Source organism: Pseudomonas sp. Cab53 (assembly GCF_018325965.1).
Taxonomy (GTDB): domain Bacteria; phylum Pseudomonadota; class Gammaproteobacteria; order Pseudomonadales; family Pseudomonadaceae; genus Aquipseudomonas; species Aquipseudomonas chlororaphis_E.
The window spans coordinates 3,175,553-3,198,197 of the sequence record NZ_AP021902.1 but is presented as its reverse complement, the minus strand read 5'-3'; the positions used below and the strand labels follow the sequence as shown (position 1 = coordinate 3,198,197).

General features: G+C 61.9%; 15 protein-coding genes. 5 read left to right on the top strand and 10 right to left on the bottom strand.

All coding sequences use genetic code 11. The features are described from left to right. Positions 1–75: 75 nt before the first annotated feature. The 3 genes from KI241_RS13890 to KI241_RS13880 all read right to left on the bottom strand — a co-directional run bounded on the left by KI241_RS13890 (position 76) and on the right by KI241_RS13880 (position 2,805). Complete coding sequence (locus tag KI241_RS13890) at positions 76–981, bottom strand: AraC family transcriptional regulator (protein ID WP_047738721.1); 906 nt, start codon at positions 979–981, stop codon at positions 76–78. 82 nt (positions 982–1,063) lie between these two features. Next, positions 1,064–2,356 (bottom strand): glycosyltransferase, encoded by a 1,293-nt coding sequence (locus tag KI241_RS13885; RefSeq protein WP_053145062.1) that lies wholly within the window; start codon positions 2,354–2,356, stop codon positions 1,064–1,066. A gap of 77 nt (positions 2,357–2,433) precedes the next feature. Further along, positions 2,434–2,805, bottom strand: a complete 372-nt coding sequence (locus KI241_RS13880; RefSeq protein ID WP_042730901.1) for a response regulator — start codon at positions 2,803–2,805, stop codon at positions 2,434–2,436. A 259-nt stretch (positions 2,806–3,064) separates the two neighbouring features. On the opposite strand from KI241_RS13880, the gene KI241_RS13875 reads away from it, so the two are divergent. From KI241_RS13875 to KI241_RS13855, 5 genes are read left to right on the top strand one after another with little or no spacing between them, the layout of a single operon-like run. After that, on the top strand, positions 3,065–6,541 hold the full coding sequence (locus tag KI241_RS13875; RefSeq protein WP_212802602.1) for a response regulator: 3,477 nt from the start codon (positions 3,065–3,067) through the stop codon (positions 6,539–6,541). After that, the gene (locus KI241_RS13870; protein WP_042730899.1) at positions 6,541–7,356 is read left to right on the top strand and encodes a protein-glutamate O-methyltransferase CheR; all 816 of its coding nucleotides are present in this window, start codon (positions 6,541–6,543) and stop codon (positions 7,354–7,356) included. Before KI241_RS13875 ends, KI241_RS13870 begins: the two co-directional genes overlap by 1 nt. Then, a complete protein-coding gene (locus tag KI241_RS13865; protein WP_042730898.1) occupies positions 7,353–7,940 on the top strand; it encodes a chemotaxis protein CheB in 588 nt (195 codons plus the stop codon). Before KI241_RS13870 ends, KI241_RS13865 begins: the two co-directional genes overlap by 4 nt. Before the next feature lie 5 nt (positions 7,941–7,945). Then, positions 7,946–9,211, top strand: a complete 1,266-nt coding sequence (locus KI241_RS13860) for a hybrid sensor histidine kinase/response regulator (RefSeq protein ID WP_047738714.1) — start codon at positions 7,946–7,948, stop codon at positions 9,209–9,211. Further along, complete coding sequence (locus KI241_RS13855) at positions 9,204–9,581, top strand: response regulator (protein ID WP_042730896.1); 378 nt, start codon at positions 9,204–9,206, stop codon at positions 9,579–9,581. Before KI241_RS13860 ends, KI241_RS13855 begins: the two co-directional genes overlap by 8 nt. 125 nt (positions 9,582–9,706) lie before the next feature. Here the strand turns inward: KI241_RS13855 and KI241_RS13850 are convergent, their stop codons facing one another. From KI241_RS13850 to KI241_RS13820, 7 genes are all read right to left on the bottom strand, one after another. After that, entirely contained in the window at positions 9,707–11,377 is a 1,671-nt protein-coding gene (locus tag KI241_RS13850; protein WP_212802601.1) for an ATP-binding protein, read from the bottom strand. Continuing rightward, positions 11,374–12,876 carry an ATPase domain-containing protein gene (locus KI241_RS13845; RefSeq protein ID WP_042730894.1) on the bottom strand — a complete coding sequence of 501 codons (1,503 nt, stop codon included), beginning with the start codon at positions 12,874–12,876 and terminating at the stop codon, positions 11,374–11,376. The genes KI241_RS13850 and KI241_RS13845 overlap by 4 nt, the downstream gene beginning before the upstream one ends. A gap of 165 nt (positions 12,877–13,041) precedes the next feature. Beyond that, on the bottom strand, positions 13,042–14,097 hold the full coding sequence (locus tag KI241_RS13840) for a tetratricopeptide repeat protein (protein ID WP_042730893.1): 1,056 nt from the start codon (positions 14,095–14,097) through the stop codon (positions 13,042–13,044). Positions 14,098–14,309: 212 nt separating this feature from the next. Beyond that, on the bottom strand, positions 14,310–15,731 hold the full coding sequence (locus tag KI241_RS13835) for a TolC family protein (protein ID WP_042730130.1): 1,422 nt from the start codon (positions 15,729–15,731) through the stop codon (positions 14,310–14,312). After that, positions 15,728–18,907 (bottom strand): efflux RND transporter permease subunit, encoded by a 3,180-nt coding sequence (locus tag KI241_RS13830; protein ID WP_047738711.1) that lies wholly within the window; start codon positions 18,905–18,907, stop codon positions 15,728–15,730. The genes KI241_RS13835 and KI241_RS13830 overlap by 4 nt, the downstream gene beginning before the upstream one ends. A 14-nt stretch (positions 18,908–18,921) precedes the next feature. After that, positions 18,922–20,175: a multidrug efflux RND transporter periplasmic adaptor subunit MexE gene (mexE, locus tag KI241_RS13825; protein ID WP_042730128.1), complete on the bottom strand. Its 1,254-nt coding sequence runs from the start codon at positions 20,173–20,175 to the stop codon at positions 18,922–18,924. A 198-nt stretch (positions 20,176–20,373) separates the two neighbouring features. Further along, positions 20,374–21,138, bottom strand: coding sequence for a transporter substrate-binding domain-containing protein (locus tag KI241_RS13820; RefSeq protein ID WP_042730127.1), 765 nt, complete (start codon positions 21,136–21,138; stop codon positions 20,374–20,376). Positions 21,139–22,645 lie beyond the last annotated feature (1,507 nt).

The following is a 22,645-nucleotide window of genomic DNA, read 5'->3' as shown; positions in this document are numbered from 1 at the left end:
AGAGAGGGCCGCTTCGCAGCCCAGCGGGGATAAATCCCCTCGCCACAGAAGGAAGGGGGCGATGCAAAAAAAGTCTCAGCCCAGGTTCTGCTCGGTCAAACGTTGCACCGCCAGGCGCCGGTAATGGGACGGGGTCATGCCCTTGAGCTGCTGGAAGCGCCGGTTGAAGTTGGAAATGTTGTTGAAGCCCGATTCAAAGCATACGTCTGTGACCGGTTTGTCGCCGTCGGCCAGTAGTTCACAGGATTTACTGATGCGCAGGCGATTGACGAATTCGATGAAACACCGGCCCGTAGCCTGCTTGAACACGCGACTGAAGTAAGTCGGCTTCATGCCCAGGTGCTCGGCGACTTCTTCCAGGGACAGTTCCCGGGCGTAGTGGGCAAAGATGTAGTCGACCGCGCGGTTGGTGCGGTCGATGCTGTGCTCGTCTGCCGGTTGCGAGGCGGTGGAGCCGGAAAGCAACTGGTAGTCGTCGGTGCCTGCCAGCAGCTCCATCAGGATGAAGAAATGCCCCAGGCGGCTCATGCCCTGGGCGTCGGCGATGCGCTGCATCAGGATCATGGCCTGGCGAATGGTGCGCTTGCAGCGGAACTCGATGCCGTACTGGGCTCGCTCCAACAGCGGCGCGACGGTCTTGAGCTCGGCAAAGACCTGGTGGCCGCTTTCGAACAGCTCGTCGGTGAAATTCACCAGCATGTCGCGCTTGGGCACCACTTCGTCCTCGGCCACCTGGCTGATCCAGTTGTGGGGCAGGTTAGGGCCGGTGAGAAACAGCGACTGCGGGTAGAAGTTGCCGATGTAGTCGCCGATGAACACCTTGCCGGAACTGGCGACGATCAGGTGCAGCTCGTATTCCTTGTGGAAATGCCAGCGCACCAGCGGGCACGGGAAACCGTGCTGGCGGTAGATGATGGACAGCCCGTTATGGTCATCCATCAACTCATAGGAAGGGTCGGTGACTCTCGCTGTTCGGGTCATGGGCCTGGCGCTTTTGTTGTTATCGCCGCTGGATAATGCCCCCTTCGTACGGCGGGTGCCAGCCCGGAGCCGATGTTGCGCCTCAGCCGTTGCGATTTTTTTCCTCGATCCACTGGGCCATGTACTGAGTGCTCTTGTGCTGGTGATGGCGCAGCATGCTGCCGGTAAAATTGTCGCGGCGTCGTTGCGCCAACTGCGCTCGGCAGGCCTCGATGCTTTCGATCAGCGCCGGGCCGTGCACCTGTTTGCGGTAGCGGTCCTGCAACAGGGCGAAGCCGGCGTCCCGGGCCTGGGTCCAGCGTGCCTGGTCGCGGTACAACTGCACCGCCGCATTGGCGATGGCCTCGGCGCTGTGGGCGATCACGCCGGGCCAGGGGTTCTCGCCCTGCATGGCCTCGGCGCCGATGGGGGTGGTGACATTCGGCGTGCCGCAGAGCATGGCGTCGATCAATTTGCCCTTGATGCCCGCGCCGAAGCGCAGGGGGGCCAGGCAGATGCGGGCGGCAGACATGACCTGCAAGGCATCTTCGGCCCAGTTCATGATGTGAAAGCCTTGCGCCGGGTTGTGCAGCGCGGCGGCCTTGGGCGGGGTGTAGGCACCGTACAAGTGCAGTTGCGCCGTCGGCAGTTGTTGGCGGATCAACGGCCAGATGGCGTTTTTCATCCACAGCACCGCATCCCAGTTCGGCGCATGGCGGAAGTTGCCGATGCTGAGAAAGTGCGCCCGGTCTTCGAACGGCACGGGCACCTCACTGGACAGGTCGAGCATCAGCGGGCACCAATGCAGCAGGCTGCGAGGCAGCTTGAAGTGTTCCACCAACAGTTCGATTTCGACCTCGGACACCATCAGGTTGAGGTCACAGCGGTACAGGGCGGCGATTTCTCGCTTGGCCAGGTCGGTGTCGGCCATCCGTTCGAACTCCTCACGCAGGGCCGGGGCGAACAGATCGCTGAAGTCCTGGGCGGTGTCGTCGACTTTCAGGCGATCCTTGAGGCGTTGATGACGGGCGTGGCGCAGGCTTTGCAGATCGGACGTCTCCAGCACGCGTACGGCGGTGGGGCAGTGCTTCTCCACCCGCCAGCCGAACTGCTCTTCCATCAGGAACTGGTCGAACAGGACGATATCGGGCGCCAGTTCGCGGATGAAGGTATCGAAACTGCTGCTATTGAGTTCGATCGGCTCCTCGCGGATGCCCAGGGCGGCGAGGTCGGCGCGGTGTTCGCCAAAACCGGCGGGGCTGCTGAAGGTGATGTCCCAGCCCTGGCCGAGGAAGGTTTCCAGGATCTGCATGACGTGCCCGCTGGCAGCCGATGAGCGTGGCTCTGGCCAGACATAGCCGATAACCAGGACTTTGGTGGCGGTGGGGTGACGCATGGGCGGGCGCTTCCTTGGATCGAATCAGGCGCCGTCGGCGCGCGGGGCGCCGATAGTGACCAAGATTACGCCCGGGCTCAAGAAAGAATGCCTTGGACCTTGTCGCGCAACTGATCGATGGAAAACGGCTTGCCGATCACCGCCATGCCCTCGGGTACGTCGATGCTCTCGGCATAGCCGCTGGCAAACAGGATCGCCAGCCCGGGGCGCACCAGCCTGGCCTGCTTGGCCAGTTCCCGGCCGTCCATCACCGGCAGGCCCACGTCGGTCATCATCAGCGCGATGGGCTGCTGCTCGTTGCGCAAAAATTCCAGCGCCTGGTCACAGCCATCTGCCTCCAGCACCCGGTACTCCAGCTCTTCCAGCACATCGACGATCAGCATCCGTACAATGTCATCGTCCTCGACGACCAGAATGGTGGGTGGGGTGGCGGGAACAGGGGTGGACATATCGGCATTCTCGAAAAAAGGGACGGGTGGGGCATCAATATGATTCGCCTCATGCATCAGTAAGTGGCGAGGTGGCACAAGTTCCCGGAGTTGTACAAGAAAGGATCTATAGTACAAGAGCTGACAAGGATAGTCGCTTCTTCGCTGCAAGGCAGACTGCCTGTGGGAATTGCGCCTTTGACTTGTCGGAAAATGTGGAATCAGCCGGTATTTTTCGGGCAAACTCCACGCTTTTCAACTGTCCACCAAGGCCTATTCCATGACCCTTCCGTCTTCGGTCGACGAGCAGAGTTTTCGTAAACTCCTGAGCCGCAACATCAGCCTGCCACTGGGCATCGGCGCCCTCAGCGCGGTGTTTTTCGTCGTGCTGATCACCTACCTGCTGTCGGTGATCCAGTGGGTCGGCCACACTGACCGGGTGATCAACAATGCCAACGAAGCCATCAAACTGAGCGTGGACCTGGAAACCGGCATGCGCGGTTACCTGTTGAGCGGCGACGAGCATTTCCTCGACCCCTATGAAGTGGCCAAGCCACAGATTTCAGCGGCACTCGATACATTGCTGGAATTGACAGCCGACAACCCGATCCAGACTGACCGCCTGCACCGGGTCCAGGCACTCCAGACGGAATGGGCCGGCTACGCCCAGAGCATGATCGACCTGCAACGCAGCAGCGGCGATTACCGCGGCGCAGTCAAGGCCGGGCGCGGCAAGCGCTTGACGGACGAAATCCGCAAGACCTTCGAGGACATCGTCGAGACCGAACAGCAGTTGCGCGCCGAACGCAACGAGCGGGTACGGGCCACCACCGTCTGGAGCATCGCCCTGTACCTGGTGTTCGTCGCGCTGGTCAGCGGCCTGCTGGCGTACATCGGCCGTCGGGACCTGCTGGGGCTGTCCAACAGCTACAGTGCCAGCCTGAAAGTCCAGCAACAAAGCGCCGCGCACCTGGAAAAACTCGCCTGGCTGCGCAACGGCCAGACTCAGTTGGCCGAGCAGGTCCTGGGACAACTGACGCTCAACCTGCTGGGGCGCAACATCCTGCAGTTCTTTGCCCAGTACCTGGACACGGCCGTGGCGGCGATCTACGTGCGCGAAGAAAGCGGCCTCCTGAGGCGCGTCTCGACCTATGGCATGTCCCAGGATGAAGAACAGCAGCGCCAGGTCATCGAGGCCGGTGAAGGCATCGCCGGCCAGGCGGTGCAGCAAGGACGCCTGATCCGCCTGGATGAAGTGCCCGATGACTACCTGAAGGTCAGCTCCGGCTTGGGCCAGGGGTTGCCCAACAGTGTGCTGGTGGTCCCGACCAGCGACGATGGACGGATCAACGGCGTCATCGAGCTGGGCTTCCTGCGCCCGCTCGGCGAACGCGACATCGAGTTGCTGGAGCGAGTGGCCGGCAATGTCGGCACGTCCATCGAGGCCGCGCGTTATCGCCAGCGCTTGCAGGAAGTGCTGGCCGAAACCCAACAGTTGAACGAAGAGTTGCAAGTCCAGCAGGAAGAACTCAAGACCGCCAACGAAGAACTGGAGGAGCAGTCGCGCATCCTCAAGGAATCCCAGGCGCATCTGGAGGCCCAGCAACAGGAGCTGGAGCAGACCAACGAGCAGTTGGCCGAGCAACGCGACGCCATGGACCAGAAGAACAACGAGCTGAACCAGGCCCAGGTCCAGTTGCAGGAGCGCGCCGAAGAGTTGCAGCGTTCGAGCAAGTACAAGTCCGAGTTCCTTGCCAACATGTCCCACGAGCTGCGTACGCCGCTCAACAGCTCGCTGATTCTGTCCAAGCTGCTGGCGGAAAACCCGCAGCACAACCTCACCGAGGAACAGGTCAAGTTCGCCGAGTCGATCTATTCCGCCGGCAATGATCTGCTGAACCTGATCAACGACATTCTCGACATCTCCAAGGTCGAGGCCGGCAAGCTCGAAGTGCGTCCGGAAAACACCAGCGTGCCGCGCCTGGTCGAAGGGCTGCGGGAAATGTTCAAGCCCCTGGCGGCGGACAAGGGCCTGGCGTTCGAGGTGCAGTTGCTGCCGGACGCACCGCCGATGCTGTACACCGACCGCCAGCGCCTGGAGCAAGTGATCAAGAACCTGTTGTCCAACGCGGTGAAATTCACCGAGCACGGCGAAGTCTCGCTCACTGTGGCCGGTCAACCGGGCTCCGGCATTGCCTTCATCGTGCGCGATTCCGGCATCGGCATTGCGGCTGACCAGCAGCAGATCATCTTCGAGGCCTTCCGCCAGGCGGACGGCACCACCAATCGGCGCTATGGCGGCACCGGCCTGGGCTTGTCGATTTCCCGGGACCTGGCGGCCATGCTGGGCGGTTCGATTTCGGTTTCCAGCGAGCCGGGGCAGGGCAGCGTGTTTACCCTGGTACTGCCGGAGCGCTATGTCGAGGCTGGCGAGCAACCGGTCGCGCCGCGCACATTCACCCCGACGACCACGGCACCCGTGGTGCCCAAGCCGGCGCCGGCTGCGCTGATTGCCGACGTGGAGACGCCCATTGCCCAGTTCGCCGATGATCGGGACAATGCGCCGTTCGACAGCCGTTGCATCCTGGTGATCGAGGACGAGCCCAAGTTCGCCCGGATCCTGTTCGACCTCGCCCACGAACTCGGTTATCAGTGCCTGGTGGCCCACGGTGCCGACGAAGGGTTCGACCTGGCGTCACGGCTGAGCCCCGACGCGATCCTGCTGGACATGCGTCTGCCGGATCATTCCGGGTTGACGGTGTTGCAGCGCCTCAAGGAACAGGCCGGCACCCGGCACATCCCGGTGCACGTGATTTCCGTCGAGGACCGCGTCGAGGCCGCGATGCACATGGGCGCCATCGGCTATGCGGTCAAGCCGACCACGCGCGAAGAGCTCAAGGACGTGTTCGCCCGCCTGGAAGCCAAGCTCACGCAGAAGGTCAAGCGGGTCTTGCTGGTGGAAGACGACGACCTGCAACGCGACAGCATTACCCGCCTGATCGGCGACGATGACATTGAGATCACCGCCGTTGGCCTGGCCCAGCAAGCCCTGGACCTGCTGCGCGACAACGTCTATGACTGCATGATCATCGACCTCAAGTTGCCGGACATGCTCGGCAACGACCTGCTCAAGCGCATGTCCACCGAGGACATCTGTTCATTCCCGCCAGTGATCGTCTACACCGGTCGCAACCTGACCCGCGACGAAGAGGCCGAGCTGCGCAAGTATTCGCGCTCGATCATCATCAAGGGCGCCCGTTCGCCGGAGCGGCTGCTGGATGAGGTCACACTTTTTCTGCACAAAGTCGAATCCCGGTTGTCCCATGAACGGCAGCGGATGCTCCAGACCGCCCGCAGCCGTGACAAGGTATTCGAGGGCCGCAAGGTGCTGCTGGTGGACGACGATGTGCGCAACATTTTCGCCCTGACCAGCGCCCTGGAGGCCAAGGGAGCGATCGTGGTCATCGGCCGCAACGGTCTTGAGGCGATCGAGCGACTGAACGAAGTCGACGACATCGACCTGGTGTTGATGGACGTGATGATGCCGGAAATGGACGGATTCGAAGCCACCGCGCTGATCCGCAAGGACCCCCGCTGGCGCAAGTTGCCGATCATTGCCGTGACGGCCAAGGCCATGAAGGATGATCAGGAGCGCTGCCTGGCGGCGGGCTCCAACGATTACCTGGCCAAACCGATCGATCTGGATCGTCTGTTCTCGCTGATTCGCGTGTGGTTGCCGAATATGGAAAGAATTTAGTGGAACGAGACTCAGACATTGAATTGCGCTTGTTGATCGACGCGATCTACTTCAAGTACAGCTACGATTTCCGCGATTATTCCGGCGCTTCCATCAAGCGCCGGGTCCTCCACGCGCTGACCCAATTCGAATGCAAGACCATCTCGGCGTTGCAGGAGCGCGTGCTGCACGACCCGGGGGCGTTCATGCAGTTGCTGCAGCTGCTGACGATCCCTGTCAGCGAGATGTTTCGCGACCCGACGCATTTCCTGGCGATCCGCGAGGAAGTCGTGCCCCTGCTTCGGACGTACCCCTCGATCAAGATCTGGATCGCCGGGTGCAGCACGGGGGAGGAGGTCTATTCCATGGCGATCCTGCTGCGCGAGGAAGGCCTGCTGGATCGCACGCTCATCTACGCCACCGACATCAACCCGCGTTCGCTGGAAAAGGCCAAGCAGGGCATCTTTTCATTGGAAAACGTGCGCAGCTATACCCAGAATTACCAGCGGGCCGGGGGACGCTGCTCGTTTGCCGATTACTACACCGCGGCCTACGATTACGCGATGTTCGACAAGACCCTGTGCCAGAACGTGACCTTTGCCGATCACAGCCTGGCGACCGACAGTGTTTTTTCAGAAACTCAATTAATTTCTTGTCGTAACGTATTGATATATTTCAATAAAAAATTGCAAGATCGCGCATTTGGACTGTTTCACGAATCCCTGTGCCACCGTGGTTTCCTGGTCTTGGGCAGTAAGGAAACGCTGGATTTCTCGACCTACGGCAACGCATTCGAGCCGTTGGTCAAACCGGAACGGATCTATCGCAAGTTATGAACGAGACGATGGACAGACCCAAGTTTCCCATCGAGGCGATTGTCGTTGGCGCCTCCGCCGGTGGTGTCGAAGCGTTGCTCAAGGTGTTCGGACACCTGCGCAAGGGCTTCGGCTTGCCGATCCTGGTGGTGCTGCATTTGCCCGATGAGCGCGACAGCCAGTTGGCCCAGGTATTCGGCCACCGTCTCGCGGTTCCGGTCGAGGAGGCCCGGGACAAGCAGGACATCGTGCCCGGCACCCTCTATGTCGCCACGCCCGGTTATCACTTGTCGGTCGAGGCCGACCGCAGCCTGTCGTTGAGCCTCGAAGCGCCGGTGCACCATTCCCGACCGTCCATTGACGTGTTGTTCGAGTCGGCCGCCGATGTCTACGGCCGGCATCTGCTGGCGGTGGTCCTGACCGGTGCCAACAGCGACGGCGCCAAGGGCCTGGCGAAGGTTCGCGAGCTGGGAGGCTACACGGTGGTGCAGGATCCCCGCGAAGCCCAGGTCGCGACCATGCCCGAAGCGGCGCTGGCCCTGCACGAGCCCGATCATATTCTTACTTTGCAAGCCATCGGCCAGTTGCTGGCCGGGCTGGAATGAACCACATGCCAAGAGATATTCAAGCCAAACTGCTGATCGTCGACGATCTGCCGGAGAATCTGTTGGCCCTGGAAGCGTTGATCAAGGGCGACGACCGCGAGGTCTTCAAGGCTCTCTCGGCGGACGGCGCGCTGTCCCTGCTGCTGCAGCATGACTTTGCCCTGGCCATCATCGACGTACAAATGCCGGACATGAACGGTTTCGAACTGGCCGAGCTGATGCGCGGCACGGAAAAGACCCGCAGCATCCCGATCATCTTCGTCAGCGCCGCCGGTCGTGAACGCAACTATGCGTTCACCGGCTACGAGAACGGTGCCGTCGACTTCCTGCACAAGCCGCTGGACACCCATGCCGTCAAAAGCAAGGTCAGTGTGTTCGTCGAGCTCTACCGCCAGCGCAAGGCCATGAAGGAGCAGGTGATCGCCCTTGAGCAGAGCCGCCGGGAGCAGGAGGCGTTGCTGCAGCAGCTGCAGGTCACCCGCGGCGAGCTGGAGCAGGCGGTGCGCATGCGTGACGATTTCATGTCCATCGTTGCCCACGAGGTTCGCACGCCCCTCAATGGGCTGATCCTGGAGACCCAACTGCGCAAGATGCACCTGGCCCGGGACAATGCCGCAGCCTTCACCCTGGACAAGGTGCGCGCCATGGTCGAGCGCGACGAGCGCCAGATCAAGAGCCTGATCCGGTTGATCGAAGACATGCTGGACGTGTCACGGATTCGCACCGGCAAGTTGTCGATCCGACCTTCGCGCATGAACCTCACGGCGCTGGTGGAAAACCTGGTGCGCAACTTCCAGCCGCAGATCGCGATTGCCGAGTGCTCGCTGATTTGCACGGCTGACCCGGCGGTGGAAGGGTTCTGGGATGAGTTCCGGATCGAGCAGGTGGTGTCGAACCTGCTGACCAATGCGCTGCGCTACGGCGGCAAGGGCCCGATCGAAGTGCGGGTCTACCAGACCCCCGAGCACGCGTGTGTCGAGGTCCAGGACCATGGCATTGGCATCAGCGAGGAAAACCAGCGGCGCATCTTCCAGCAATTCGAGCGGGTCTCTTCGAAGGCGGTCACCGCCGGCCTGGGACTGGGGCTGTTCATTTCCGAGCAGATTGTGACGGCCCATGGGGGTACCATTACGGTCAATAGTCGCCTCAATGAAGGGGCGTTGTTTCGTGTTTCCCTGCCTCTTCAGAAAGTTGTCGGACAAACGCAACCTCTGAGTGACCCCAGGGTCGTATCAGCAGCTATTGATCGAACAAAGGCTTCTCATGAGTGAAGATGCGCAAGATGTTGTACTGATCGTCGAAGACGACCCGTCGATCCTGATGGTGCTGTCGGCTTACCTGTCGGGCGAGGGATACCGCGTGCTGGAGGCCGAGGACGGTGCGCGGGCGTTCGAGATCCTGGCGAGCAAGCCGCACCTGGACATGATGATCACCGATTTCCGCCTGCCGGGCGGGATCTCCGGGGTGCAGATTGCCGAGCCGGCCGTCAAGCTGCGCCCGGAACTGAAGGTCATTTTCATCAGCGGCTACGCCCAGGAAGTACGCGACACCGACAGCCCCATCACCCGCAAGGCACCGATCCTGGAAAAACCCTTCGACCTGGACGTGTTGCAAGACATGATGCAGTCGATGCTGTCCTGAGAAACCGGGGACAGGGCGGTTGACCGTAAGCCCATCCGCGAAGGATGGGCTGCCTTTGCGGTCTCGCAAGCGCAGCCCAGCGGGAGCAAGCTCCCTCGCCACGAGTCGCCACGAAGCCGTTGGGCTCAGCCTCCGATCATTTCCTGCACCTTTGCCGTCAACAGGTCGAACGTGAACGGCTTGGTGATCATCTGCATGCCGGGATCGAGGAAGCCGCCCCGTACCGCTGCGTGTTCGGCGTAGCCGGTGATGAACAGCACGCGCAGGTCGGGGCGGATCTGCCGGCCGATTTCCGCAAGTTGCCGGCCGTTCATGCCGGGCAGGCCGACGTCGCTGATCAGCAGGTCGATGCGCTGGCCTGACTGCAGGATCGGCACCGCCTCATTGGCGTCTGCCGCTTCGACGAAGGCATAGCCCAGTTCGCTGAGCACGGTACTGACCAGCACCCGCACCGCGGAATCGTCCTCGACGATCAGTACGGTTTCGCCATCCTGTGCGTACGGCGGATGCTGGGCGGCGACCTGGGGTTCGTGGATTTCTTCGCCGACAAAACGCGGCAGGTACAGGGTCACGGTGGTGCCTTCGCCCACCGTGCTGTCGATGGCCACGTGACCGCGCGACTGCTTGCTGAAGCCATAGATCATCGACAGCCCGAGCCCGGTGCCCTGGCCGATCGGCTTGGTGGTGAAGAACGGATCGAACGCGCGGTTCATCACTGCTTCAGGCATGCCGCAGCCGGTGTCCTGCACACTCAGCACCACGTAGTCGCCAGGTTTGAGGTTGCTGTAGGCGTCGGTAAAGGTCGTGTCCAGGTGCTGATTGGAGGTCCGCACCACCAGGTTGCCGCCATCCGGCATTGCGTCCCGGGCGTTGAGCACGAGGTTGAGCAGGGCGCTTTCCAGTTGGTTGGGGTCCGCCTCGGCGACCCAGAGCTGGTCGTCCAGTTGCATGTCCAGGCGAATGCTCTCGTTGAGGCTACGTTGCAGCAGCTCCCCCATGGACAGCACCAGGGTGTTCATCTGCACGGCCTTGGAGTCCAGCGACTGGCGGCGTGAGAAGGCCAGCAGTCGGTGGGTCAGGCCGGCGGCGCGGTTGGCCGATGTCACCCCCAGGTCGATCAGGCTGTCCAGGTCTTCGGTGCGCCCCCGGGCCAGGCGTCGGCGCAACAGTTCCAGGCTGCCGATGATACCGGTCAGCATGTTGTTGAAGTCGTGGGCGATGCCCCCCGTCAACTGGCCGACGGCCTCCATTTTCTGGGATTGGCGCAAGGCCTCTTCATTGTGGCGAAGCTGCGCGGTACGTTCTTCCACCTGTTGTTCGAGGGTTTCGAGGGTGGTCTGGAGCCGCTGTTCGCTGTTGCTCAGGTCGATCAGGCGGTCCCGGGCGTCATATTGCCTTCGGCGGCCACGCAGGGTCGTGGTCACCAGGCTGACCAGGGTCACCGGATGGAACGGCCGTTCGAGGAAGGTCACGTTGCCCAGTTGCGCGCCAATGCGCGCCGCCGGGTTCTGTTCGGGGCCTCCGTGATGGGTCAGCAGGACGATGGGCAGGTCGGACCAGGCCGGTTGCTGCTCGATGTGCAGGAACAATGCCTCCAGGTCAGGCCCCATCAGGGCTTCCGAGGAAATCACCAGCAGCCCGGCGCCATGCGCCAGTTCTTCGCACAGGTGGCCCAGGTGCCGACAGATGAGGCCGCCAAAACCGGCTTCATTGAGAATCATCAGGGCGATCTGGCTGTCCCGTCCCAGCGGAGCGAGAATCAACGCCCGCTCCGACACGGGCTCGACTGACGTCACTGTGATTCATCCTTGAGCAACGGATTATCCGCTCCCATGTAGGTCGGTACCCCACGCAATACGCCCTGGAACGCTTCCAGCGGCTCGCCGATGGTCATGCCCCTGCTGCTGATGCGGTATTCGCGGATGGTCGACTCATGGGTGCCAGTGCGCTTCTTGATGATGGAAATGGCCCGGCGGACCTTGCCCAGGGCTTCGAAATAACGCAACAGAATCACCGTGTCGGCCAGGTAAGTGATGTCCACCGGGGCCTGCATGTCACCGACCAGGCCATGTTGGGCCACGGTCATGAACGTAGCGGCGCCCTTGCGGTTGAGGTAGAGCAACAGCTCGTGCATGTGCAGCACCAGGGCGTTCTCTTCCGGCATCGCGGCCTGGTAGCCGTTGATGCTGTCGATGACCACGGTCTTGATGTCGCCGGCATCGACGCAACGTCGTACCCGGTGGGAGAACTCGCCGGGAGACAGTTCGGCGGCGTCGACCTGCTCGATCAGCAGGTTGCCAGTGTCCTGAAGGGCCTGCAGATCAATGCCAAGGTTTCTCATGCGCTCGAACAACAGGCCGAGTTCTTCGTCGAAAATGAACAGCGCAGCCTTTTCCCCTCGTTGTACGGCCGCGGCGGCGAAGATCAGCGCGATCAACGACTTGCCCGTACCGGCAGGGCCCAGTATCAGCGTACTCGAACCGGTTTCGATGCCACCGCCCAGTAGTGCGTCCATTTCGTCGATGCCGCTGGACAACTGCAGGCGCTGGTAGGCACCCCGGTGCTCGGCGGCCACCAGGCGCGGGAACACATGCACGCCATCGCCCATGATGGTGAAGTCATGGAACCCGCCGCGGTATTTCTGCCCACGATACTTCACGATCCGGATGCGCCGACGTTCGGCGCCGTAGGTGGGCGTCAACTCTTCCAGGCGAATCACCCCATGGGCAACGCTGTGCACGGTCTTGTCCAGCGATTCGGTGGTGAGGTCGTCGAGCAACAGCACGGTGGCGTCGTAGCGCACGAAATAATGCTTGATGGCCAGGATCTGGCGGCGATAACGCAGCGAGCTCTGCGCCAGCAGGCGGATCTCCGACAGGCTGTCGAGCACCACGCGGCTGGGTTTGACCCGCTCGACCACTTCGAAGATTTGCCGGGTCGCTTCCCCCAGTTCGAGGTCAGAGGAATACAGCAGGCTTTGCTGGTGCTCGGCGTTAAGCAGGCTTTCAGGGGGCGTCAGCTCGAAGATGTGCACGTTTTCATCGATCGTCCACCCGTGGGACGCCGCGCCTTGGCGCAATTCACGCTCGGTTTCTGACAGCGTGATGTACAGCGAGCGCTCGCCGGCTTGGGCGCCAGCCAGCAAAAATTGCAACGCGACCGTGGTCTTGCCGGTTCCCGGTTCCCCCTCCAGCAGGAACACGTGACTGCGGGACAAGCCACCGGAAAGGATGTCGTCCAGCCCTTCGATACCGGTGGCGGCTTTGGCACTGATCAACTCGTTGGATGTAGACAAAAAATGCCCTCTCATGACTAGGGATGTGGCAGCAGGCCTCGCGGGGCCTGAAAATGAGCTGCCTGAATACTTGACCTTGGGGGGTGATGGCGGTTCCGCTTCCTTTGACAAAACGAGCGTTGCTGCACAACTTCGCAGGTAACGTCCGCACCGCCGTTGCGATGGCTAGAGCCCTTGCTGCAAGGCCGGGTCGTCCGGGTTGAGCTGTTCGAGTTTGGCCAGCAGGATCTGCACGTTCTGCAGTTGTCCGCTCTCTTTCCAGTAATTGATCAGCAATACCCGCGCCTTGCGATTGGCCGGGTGGCGCTGGACGATCTCCTGGAGCTGTTTCTGCGCGGCCTCCAGTTCCTGCTCGGCATGCAACGTGGTCGCCAGGTCATAACGGTAAGTGCTGTTGTCAGGCTCAAGCTCCACGGCTTTCGAGAGGCCGAGCACCGCGTATTCGCTTTGGCCGTGATGCAACAGCCACAGGCCCAAGGCATGTTGCAGATAAGCCGAGTCCGGCTGGGTTTGCAACTGGCGAGCCAGCAGTTGTCGCGCCGCTTCGCCCTGGCCTTGCTTGTCCAGCACTTCGATCTGCATGACCAGCGCCGGCAAATTGTCCGGTTGCAGCTTTAACGCCTGTTCCAGCGCTTGCTGGGCCTTTTTCAACTCGGCGTTGTGCAGGTGCAGGCGGGCGAGCTGGTAGTGGGATTCGGCGCTTGGCGGGCCGTCTTCGAGCACCTGTTCCCAGGTGTCGATCGCCAGTTGCATGGCGCCGAAGTACAAGCCCAGCTCGTCGGGCGACAAGCCCAGGAGGGCGTTCACGGCGGCAAAGCGCACTTGCTGGTCATTGTCATCGAGCAGGGGGCCCAGCAGCAGGCTGCGTTGGCCGGTCGGCACCAGGCCGACGATGCTGCCGATGGCGGCGCGGCGCACTGGCGGCGATTCGCTGTGCAGGTCTGCATCGGCGAGCTTCAGGGCTTGGGGGCTGGGGTAGTTCGGCAGCTCGGCGTGCAGCCAGACCCGACGCTTGGGCGAAAGGTCCGGGCGGCCCAGTTGCTGGTAAAGCATCCGCGCCGCCCCCGGTTGCCCGTTGCGCGCCTGTTCCAGGGCTTCGCTGTAACCGCGCTTGACGGCTTCGGGAATCTGGGGGGTGGTGCTACGGAGCCAGATCGCGACCAGACCGATCACGAGCAGGGCGGACAGGCTCAGAAGCCAATAGCGGCGAGACGGGGACATGCAGGTAATCCATAACCGTGAAACATGAAATGTCGCAAGCTTCGGTCAGGCCGGGCTTTGAGTCAAACCTTGTAATGGTTTCTGTAGGGAAGCCTGCTTGCGAAGGCGGCCTCTCCAATCCCCGAGCAAAAAAAGCCCCGCGTCCGAATGAGAGGCGGGGCAAAGCAATTGGTTGGTTGCGGCCAACCAAAGGAGCTCGGTTACAAAGGGGCTCAGTTGCTGGCGACGGTCTCCGGTTGCCAGCCACCACCGAGGGCCTTGTAGATCGCGACGATGCCGCGGTACAGGTCGACTTCGGCCTGGGCCTGGGTGTCTTCGGCGGCCAGGCGTTCGCGCTGGGCGTCGAGCAGCACGAGGAAGTCCACGGTGCCTTCGCGGTAGCGGATTTCGGCCAGGTCGGCGGCGGCACGGCTCGATTCACTCTGGCGGATCAGCGAGATCAGCCGTTGCTGGCGCTTGCCGTAGTCGCTGAAGGCGTTTTCCGATTCTTCCAGGGCCAGCAGCACTTGCTGCTCGTAGGTCGCCAGGGCGCCGTCAGCTTCGGCGTTGGCACCGCGCAGGCGTGCCCGTACGCTGCCCAGGTCGAAGGCTGCCCAGGTAATGCTCGGGCCCAGTGCCCAAGCGTTGGCGGCCGAGGAGCCGATCTGCGAGCCGCGCCCGGCGGTAAAGCCGAGGAAGCCGCTCAGGCTGACCCGTGGGAACAAGTCGGCCTTGGCCACCCCGATGCGCGCCGTGGCAGCGGCCAACTGGCGTTCGGCACTGAGAATGTCCGGACGTCGTTGCAGCAGCTCACCCGGATCGCCGATCGGCAAGGCCTTGGCAATCGCCGGCAACTGCTTGGGACTCAGGTCCACGCTCAGCCTGTCCGGGCGCTCGCCCAGCAACGTGGCGATGCGGTTGCGCTGGCGCACCTGTTCGGCCTGCAGTTGCGGCACGCTGGCTTCCACCGAGGCCAGGCGCGCATCGGCGCGCACCACATCCAGTTGGTCGCCAACGCCGGCATCGCGCAGGCTTTCAGTGATCTTGCGCGAGTCCTGCTGGTTCTTCAGGTTCGCCAGGGCGATTTTTTCCCGCAGTTGCGCACCCCGCAGTTGACCGTAGGCGTCCACCAGCTCGGCGATCATCGTCACCTGCAATTGGTAGAGGTCAGCCTCGGCCGCCTGCTGGTCGGCGTCGGTGGCTTCCAGGTTACGCTGGATGCGCCCGAACAGGTCCAGTTCCCAGGCCATGTCCAGGCCCAGGTCGTAGCGCTCGGTGTTGACCCGGTCGGTGGTCTGTCCGGGAATCTGGCCCTTGCCCAGGTCGCTGCTGGCGCGACTGGTGATGGTCGGCATGGCGTCATTGCTGGCGTCGTCGCGGATCGCCCGCGCGGCCCGCAGACGGGCGAAGGCCACGCGCAACTCGCGGTTGCCTTCCAGCGAACGAGTGACCAGCGCATTGAGCGTCGGGTCTTCGAACTGCTGCCACCAGACGCCTTCGAAACGGGCGCGGTCGAAGTTTTTCTGGCCGGCGGCACCGTCGGTGGCGGTGGTGATGTTTGCCGCCTCCGTGTGCGGGGCCTGGTAGTCCGGGCCCACGGCACAGGCACTGAGTGCCAGGACCAGCAAGCTCGGCACGAATGCTTTCAAACTCATTGTTGCGCCTCCAGTTTCAAGGCCCGGGCGGCCTTGCGGGCCTCGCTGCGCTCGACGAAGTTACGGATCAGTACATAGAACACTGGGGTCAGCAGCAGGCCGAAGAAGGTCACGCCGAGCATCCCCGAGAACACCGCGACACCCATGGCATGGCGCATTTCCGCACCGGCGCCGCTGGAGAACACCAGGGGCACCACGCCCATGACGAAGGCGAAGGAGGTCATCAGGATCGGCCGCAGACGCAGGCGGCACGCTTCCAGGACCGCTGCCAGCGGGTTCATGCCTTCGAGCTGTTTATCCTTGGCGAACTCGACGATCAGGATCGCGTTCTTGCAGGCAAGCCCCACCAGTACGATCAAGCCGATCTGGGTAAAGATGTTGTTGTCGCCGCCGGAGACGATCACCCCGGTGATGGCCGACAGCAGGGTCATCGGTACGATCAGGATCACCGCCAGCGGCAGGCTCCAGCTTTCGTACTGCGCCGCGAGCACCAGGAACGCCAGCAGTACGCAGAGCGGGAACACGAACAGCGCGGTGTTGCCCGAGAGGATCTGCTGGTACGTCAGGTCGGTCCACTCGTAGGTCATGCCGTTGGGCAGTTCGTCCTTGAGCAGCTTCTCGATGGCTTTCTCGGCCTGGCCGGAGCTGTAGCCCGGGGCGGCGGCACCGTTGATTTCAGCGGTGATGAAGCCGTTGTAGTGCATCACGCGGTCAGGGCCCGAGGTGTCGCTGACCTTGATGAAGGTCGCCAGCGGGATCATCTCGCCACGGTTGTTGCGCACCTTGAGCTGGCCGATCTGGTCGGCTTCGAGGCGGAACTGCTGCTCGGCCTGGACGTTGACCTGGTAGGTGCGGCCGAAGCGGTTGAAGTCGTTGGCATACAGCGAACCCAGGTAAATCTGCAGGGTGTCGAAGATGTCGCTGACGGCCACGCCGTGGGTCTTGGCCTTTTCACGGTCGATGGCGGCATCGACTTGGGGCACGTTCACCGTGTAGCTGGTGAACAGGCCGGCCAGTTCCGGCACGCTGCGGCTCTTGGTGATGATGTTCATGGTCTCTTTGTATAGCTCGTCGTAGCCCAGGTTGCCCCGGTCTTCGATTTGCAGGCGGAAACCACCGATCGTCCCCAGGCCTTGTACCGGTGGCGGCGGGAAGATCGCCATGTAGGCTTCCTGGATCCCGGCGAACTGGCCGTTCAAGGCCCCGGCGATGGCACCGGCCGATTGGCTCGGGTCCTTGCGCTCGTCGAAGGGCTTGAGGGTCACGAACACGATGCCGGCGTTCGGACTGTTGGTGAAGCCGTTGATCGACAGGCCAGGGAAGGCCACCGCGCTTTCCACGCCCGGTTGCTTGAGGGCCAGGTCGGACATGCGCTTGATCACGTCTTCGGTACGGTCCAGGCTCGCGGCGTCAGGCAATTGGGCAAAGGCCACCAGGTATTGCTTGTCCTGGCCGGGCACGAAGCCGGTCGGCGTGTTGGAGAAGCCGAAGAAGGTCAGCACCATCAGGCCGGCGTAGAGCAGAAGGGCGATGCCACTGCTGCGGATCACACGGGCGACGGTGCCCACGTAACCGTGGCTGGCACGCTCGAAGAAGCGGTTGAACGGTCGGAACAGCCAGCCACCGAAAAGCTTGTCCAGGAACCGCGAGAAACGGTCCTTGGGCGCGTCGTGGCCTTTGAGCAACACAGCGGCCAGGGCAGGGGACAGGGTCAGGGAGTTGATCGCCGAGATCACCGTGGAAATCGCGATGGTCAACGCAAACTGCTTATAGAACTGCCCGGTCAAGCCACTGATGAATGCCGCCGGTACGAATACCGCGCACAGCACCAGGGCAGTGGCGATGATTGGCCCGGTCACTTCGCCCATCGCCTTTTTGGTCGCTTCTACAGGGGCCAGGCCCAACTCGATGTTCCGCTCGACGTTCTCCACCACCACGATGGCGTCGTCCACCACGATACCGATGGCCAATACCAGACCGAACAGCGAGAGGGCGTTCAGCGAGAAGCCGAATAGATGCATCACGGCGAACGTACCGATCAGCGAGACCGGCACCGCCACCAACGGAATGATCGAGGCGCGCCAGGTTTGCAGGAACAGGATCACCACCAGCACTACAAGGATCAGTGCTTCGAACAGGGTGTGGACCACCGCTTCGATGGAGCCGCGAACGAAGATCGTCGGGTCATAGACGATGCTGTAGTCCATGCCGGCCGGGAAGCCCTTCTTCAGTTCGTCCATCTTGGCGCGAACGTCGTTGGAGATCTGGATGGCGTTGGAACCGGGACGTTGGAAGATCGGGATCGCCACCGCCGGCTGGTTGTCCAGCAGCGAACGCAGGGCGTATTGGCTGGAGCCCAACTCGACCCGGGCGATGTCCTTCAGGCGCGTGATCTCGCCGTTGGCGCCGGAACGAATGATGATGTTCTCGAACTCTTCCTCACTTACCAGGCGACCCTGGGTGTTGATCGAGAGCTGGAAGGCCTGGGCATTCGGCGCCGGTGGCGCACCCAGGGCACCGGCGGCCACTTGGCGGTTCTGTTCACGGATCGCGGTGACCACATCGGTGGCGGTCAGGTTGCGCGAGGCGGTCTTGTTCGGGTCCAGCCAGACTCGCAGGGAGTAGTCGCCCATGCCGAACAACTGCACATCACCCACGCCACCCAGGCGCGCCAGCTCGTCCTTGATGTTGAGCAGGGCGTAGTTGGACAGGTAGAGCATGTCGTAGCGTTTGTCCGGCGAGGTCAAGTGCACGACCATGGTCAAGTCGGGCGAGGCCTTGTCCACCGTGATGCCGATCCGGGTCACTTCTTCCGGCAGCTTGGGCTCGGTCCGGGTGACGCGGTTCTGCACCTGCACCTGGGCGTTGTCCAGGTCGGTGCCCAGGGCGAAGGTGATGGTCAGGGTGATCTTGCCGTCAGCGGTCGATTGCGAGGACATGTACAGCATGTTCTCGACACCGGTGATGGCTTGTTCCAGGGGCGCGGCCACGGTTTCGCCGATGACCTTGGGGTTGGCGCCGGGGAAGTTGGCGCGGACCACGACGGTCGGCGGCACCACTTCGGGGTATTCGCTGATCGGCAATTGGAACAGCGAGATGGCGCCGGCGATCAGGATCAGCAGCGAGAGCACCGCTGCGAAGATCGGCCGCGAAATGAAGAACTGGGAAAATTTCATCTGGATTCAGTCCCTTAACCGCGTGGGGTCGTCGCGGCCAGTTTGCCCGCCGCTCCGGACGCTGCCTTGGAAGGCGCGACTTGAGGCAGGTTGCTGGCTTCGAGCGCTTTACGTTGTTGTGCCAGGGCCGCGAGGGTGTCGTCGCTGGCCATCGGTACTGTTTCAGGCGTAACCGGTGAACCCGGACGTGCCCGTTGCAGCCCCTTGACGATGATGGTGTCGTTCTTGCTCAGGCCGTTGCGCACGATGCGCAGGCCTTCGATCTTCGGCCCCAGCTCGACGGCGCGGTAGGCCGGCTTGTTGTCGGCGTCCATCACCAGCACGAATTTCTTGCCCAGGTCGGTGCCGACGGCTTCGTCGTTGATCAGCACGGCGGAGTAGGTGCCGCTGCCCACCAGTTTCAGGCGGGCATACAGCCCTGGGGTGTACTCGCCGTCCTTGTTGTCGAACACGGCGCGACCGCGGATGGTGCCGGTCTGCGGGTTGACCTGGTTGTCGACGAAGTTCATCTGGCCCAGGTGCGGGTTGCCGTCCTCGTTGGACAGGCCCATGTAGACCGGCGTAGCCTGGCCGCGCTGGCCCTGGCGGGCGAGCTGGGTGTACTTGAGGAAGACCCGCTCGTCCGCGTCGAAGTAAGCGTAGACCTTGTCGGTGGACACCACGCTGGTGAGCGGCGTGACGTCGGCGGTCACCAGGTTGCCGGCGGTGATCTGCGCGCGGCTGACGCGTCCGCTGATGGGCGAGGTGACGCGGGTGAAGCTCAAGTTCAGCTTGGCCAGGTCCAGTTGTGCCTGGATGGCCGCGACGACGGCACGGGCTTCCTGGGCGGCGGTGGTGCGCGAGTCTGCCAGTTCGGCGGAGATGGCGTTGCTCTGGCGCAGGCGGTCGCCGCGCTGGGCTTCGTTCTCGCTGCGGGTCGCCGTGGCGCGGGCCTGGGCCAGTTGGGCTTCGAGCCGACGGACCTCAGCCTGGAACGGGCGTGGGTCGATCTGGAACAGCAGGTCGCCTTTCTTGACCAGCGCACCTTCGGTGAAGGCTACGTCGTCGATCTGCCCCGAGACCCGTGGACGGATCTCGACGGTTTCCGGTGCTTCGAGGCGCCCGGTGAATTCATCCCATTCGTTGACGGGTTGTTCCAGGACCTTGGCGACGCTGACTTTGGCCGGTGGCATGGAGGCCGCCGTGTCCGGGGTCTTGCCGCAGGCGCTCATCACCAGCACCGCCAGCAGGGCGAGGGGAAAACGCAGTTTTGAAAGTGAATGTTCCATGGATAGCATCCGCCAATGTATTGAGAATGGGCGGATGATGCGTGGCGTGCGTCAAGGGAACGAATCGAATGAAATAAAGGTAACTATCATTCGGAATGATATAAGCCATCGATAACGCCTCTAGTCCGGGGCTTTCGTTAGGCTGCTATCAATAAAACTAATGATGGCTGGCTGACGAGGGGCGACCTCGCCAGCTGTCTACCTCGGCAGGTAGACGTCATGGATTCGCTTGATCGCGCCCTCCGCGCGAAGGGCGTCCACGGCTTTGCGCAGGTCGTCGACCATCTTCGGGGAACATTGCTTCGAGCAGGCCAGGTAGAGATCGGCATTGCTGCCCACCGGGCTCATGAGCAATTTGCGCTTGGACACCTTGGGCCAGATGTAGCGGCTCTCGGGCACGCCGTTGAACCAGGCATCGATGCGCCCCATCAGCAGCAGTTGAGCCGGGTTCTCGCCAATGGCCAAGGGGTAGATCTGGTCATCGCGAAAGCCTTCGGTGCGCAGGATCTCTTCTTGCGCGCTGCCCAGGCCGACGCCGATCTTGTGGAAAGTGTCCCGCGCCTGGGCGAAGCTGTCGACCCGCTGTTCCAGGCTGAAGAATGCCCGCTCCATGGGCATGATCGACGCGATCCAGGTGAAGCGGTTCTCGCGGCCCGGTATGCGCGACAGCGGGGTGATCAGGTGATCGTGTTCCTCGCTCACGTGTTTCTGCGCCCTGGCCCAGGGCAGCACGTGGATTTTCACCGGATAGCCGGCCTTGGCCATGGCCGCCACGGCGACATCGCCGACGATTCCGTAGCCCCTGGGATCGTCGACGAACGTCAGCGGCGGTGCATCGAGGATGTGCAGTTCAATGACGGGAGGCTCAGCGCTCGCCGCGCGGGCAGCCAGCAGCGCCAGCAATAGGCAAACTCGGTACAGCGCTTTGCTGGGGGCATTCAAAACGCGTTGGGTCGGACTCATGGACGATACTTCAGGCATTGAAAGTGGTGCGCCAATCCAGGCGTGCGGGGCGCCGGTTACAACGTCTACAGGCCGGCTTCTTTATAGGAGGCAGCGATTCGGATACGCCACGATCGTTCCATCCGGTCACGTCCGTAGTGCCACCTTGGCCTGATTGCGTGTTTCTGAAGGTATAGATCATTTACTTGGCGCAAGCCTCGGATTTGGATGAGCAGCGGCTCGATGGATAGCCGGTACAAGATCACGTCGTAACAGCCCGCCGTCGATGAGTCTCGAACTCGCTCTCACAAGAGTTTTGGCAGATTGCATCGATTCAGGCTTCGTCTGGGGCCCACGTCGGTGTGCCTGCTCGTGGTGATGGACTTATTATCAGCTTCTCCTGACATGTCTGCTGCCGCCTGATACGTCAGCGCATCCCTCGCTTAGGTTCGGTCTGTAGGTCTTTTTAACCGTCTTTTGTGGGGCGATTCCCTTTATGCGAATCGAGGCGCGCTCACCCTATCCCATCCTGCATTTTGTCCCCTACATTGGGTCCGGTTATTCGCAGTTGCAGTAGGCAGAGCATTGTTAATGACCAGCGGTAAGAACGACCAGCGTAGACATTCGCTTTCACGCTCCCGACGGGCCAGTGGGCAACGTTTGAGGGCCACGCTAGGAGAGCACTACATCTCTTTCGCTAGTTCTTCGGAGCTGCTTAGCATCAGCCCGCAGTGTCTGACGAATTGGCTCGCTAAATGCGTATAGAGCAGTTGGCGCGTTTGCTCAGCGTGAGTGAAGAGTGGCTGGCAACGGGGGAGGGAAGGCGAGCCTTGTCACTCGATGATCATCTCTTCCTGAGCGACAGAGCTTCCCGAGACAGACAGGAGATACTCGGCTGCTCTTTGGCAGAGCCTTGGGTGCGATGAGCGGATTACCAACCTCAGTGGCATGAGTGAGACGGGATCAATGTCCAAGCGCTGTCCCGATGAACCGCGAAGCGACAAAGTCAGTTCTGTCCATTGATGATCATCTGGGCCAGCGCAATCACCGTCTGTATCGACATCACATCCTCGCCCCCATAGATGTTCAGCGATGCTATAGAAAGTCGGTAGGGAACCCTGCGGCGTGATTGAATGGAGTAATGAGTCTTCATGATTCGTTGTTTCGCCTATCACGACGGAAGGGGCTCGATATTTGATGTATAGCGAACAGAGTCAACACCATGGCCATGTCGCCAAGTATAACGGGTGTTCGTGGTCAGCTTCGGAGCTTTCGAATAGCTTGGAGCGCAGGCGCTGGAGTTATTTTTTTGCGTTTGTATCTACTGAACGAACGTCGCGAGCTGCTTGCGCTGGCTGTCGATATCGGTCGTACATGCGGGCGGTGCCCGGAATCGTTCACCCATCATCTTTCTTACGGCTTGCTGAGTAGTCATTAGGAGGAGCAGGCCAATAGCCCATTCCTCAGCATTCCGCCTGACTATCTAGGACATGCGAGTGATGGTAGTTCTGGCCACTCCTTGCGTGCC

What these genes read in the sequence shown, in the direction of transcription:
- KI241_RS13890 (WP_047738721.1), bottom strand. Translation starts at nt 981, where the DNA reads ATGACCCGAACAGCGAGAGTCACCGACCCTTCCTATGAGTTGATGGAT.
- KI241_RS13885 (WP_053145062.1), bottom strand. Translation starts at nt 2,356, where the DNA reads ATGCGTCACCCCACCGCCACCAAAGTCCTGGTTATCGGCTATGTCTGG.
- KI241_RS13880 (WP_042730901.1), bottom strand. Translation starts at nt 2,805, where the DNA reads ATGTCCACCCCTGTTCCCGCCACCCCACCCACCATTCTGGTCGTCGAG.
- KI241_RS13875 (WP_212802602.1), top strand. Translation starts at nt 3,065, where the DNA reads ATGACCCTTCCGTCTTCGGTCGACGAGCAGAGTTTTCGTAAACTCCTG.
- KI241_RS13865 (WP_042730898.1), top strand. Translation starts at nt 7,353, where the DNA reads ATGAACGAGACGATGGACAGACCCAAGTTTCCCATCGAGGCGATTGTC.
- KI241_RS13860 (WP_047738714.1), top strand. Translation starts at nt 7,946, where the DNA reads ATGCCAAGAGATATTCAAGCCAAACTGCTGATCGTCGACGATCTGCCG.
- KI241_RS13855 (WP_042730896.1), top strand. Translation starts at nt 9,204, where the DNA reads ATGAGTGAAGATGCGCAAGATGTTGTACTGATCGTCGAAGACGACCCG.
- KI241_RS13840 (WP_042730893.1), bottom strand. Translation starts at nt 14,097, where the DNA reads ATGTCCCCGTCTCGCCGCTATTGGCTTCTGAGCCTGTCCGCCCTGCTC.
- KI241_RS13835 (WP_042730130.1), bottom strand. Translation starts at nt 15,731, where the DNA reads ATGAGTTTGAAAGCATTCGTGCCGAGCTTGCTGGTCCTGGCACTCAGT.
- KI241_RS13830 (WP_047738711.1), bottom strand. Translation starts at nt 18,907, where the DNA reads ATGAAATTTTCCCAGTTCTTCATTTCGCGGCCGATCTTCGCAGCGGTG.
- mexE (WP_042730128.1), bottom strand. Translation starts at nt 20,175, where the DNA reads ATGGAACATTCACTTTCAAAACTGCGTTTTCCCCTCGCCCTGCTGGCG.
- KI241_RS13820 (WP_042730127.1), bottom strand. Translation starts at nt 21,138, where the DNA reads ATGAGTCCGACCCAACGCGTTTTGAATGCCCCCAGCAAAGCGCTGTAC.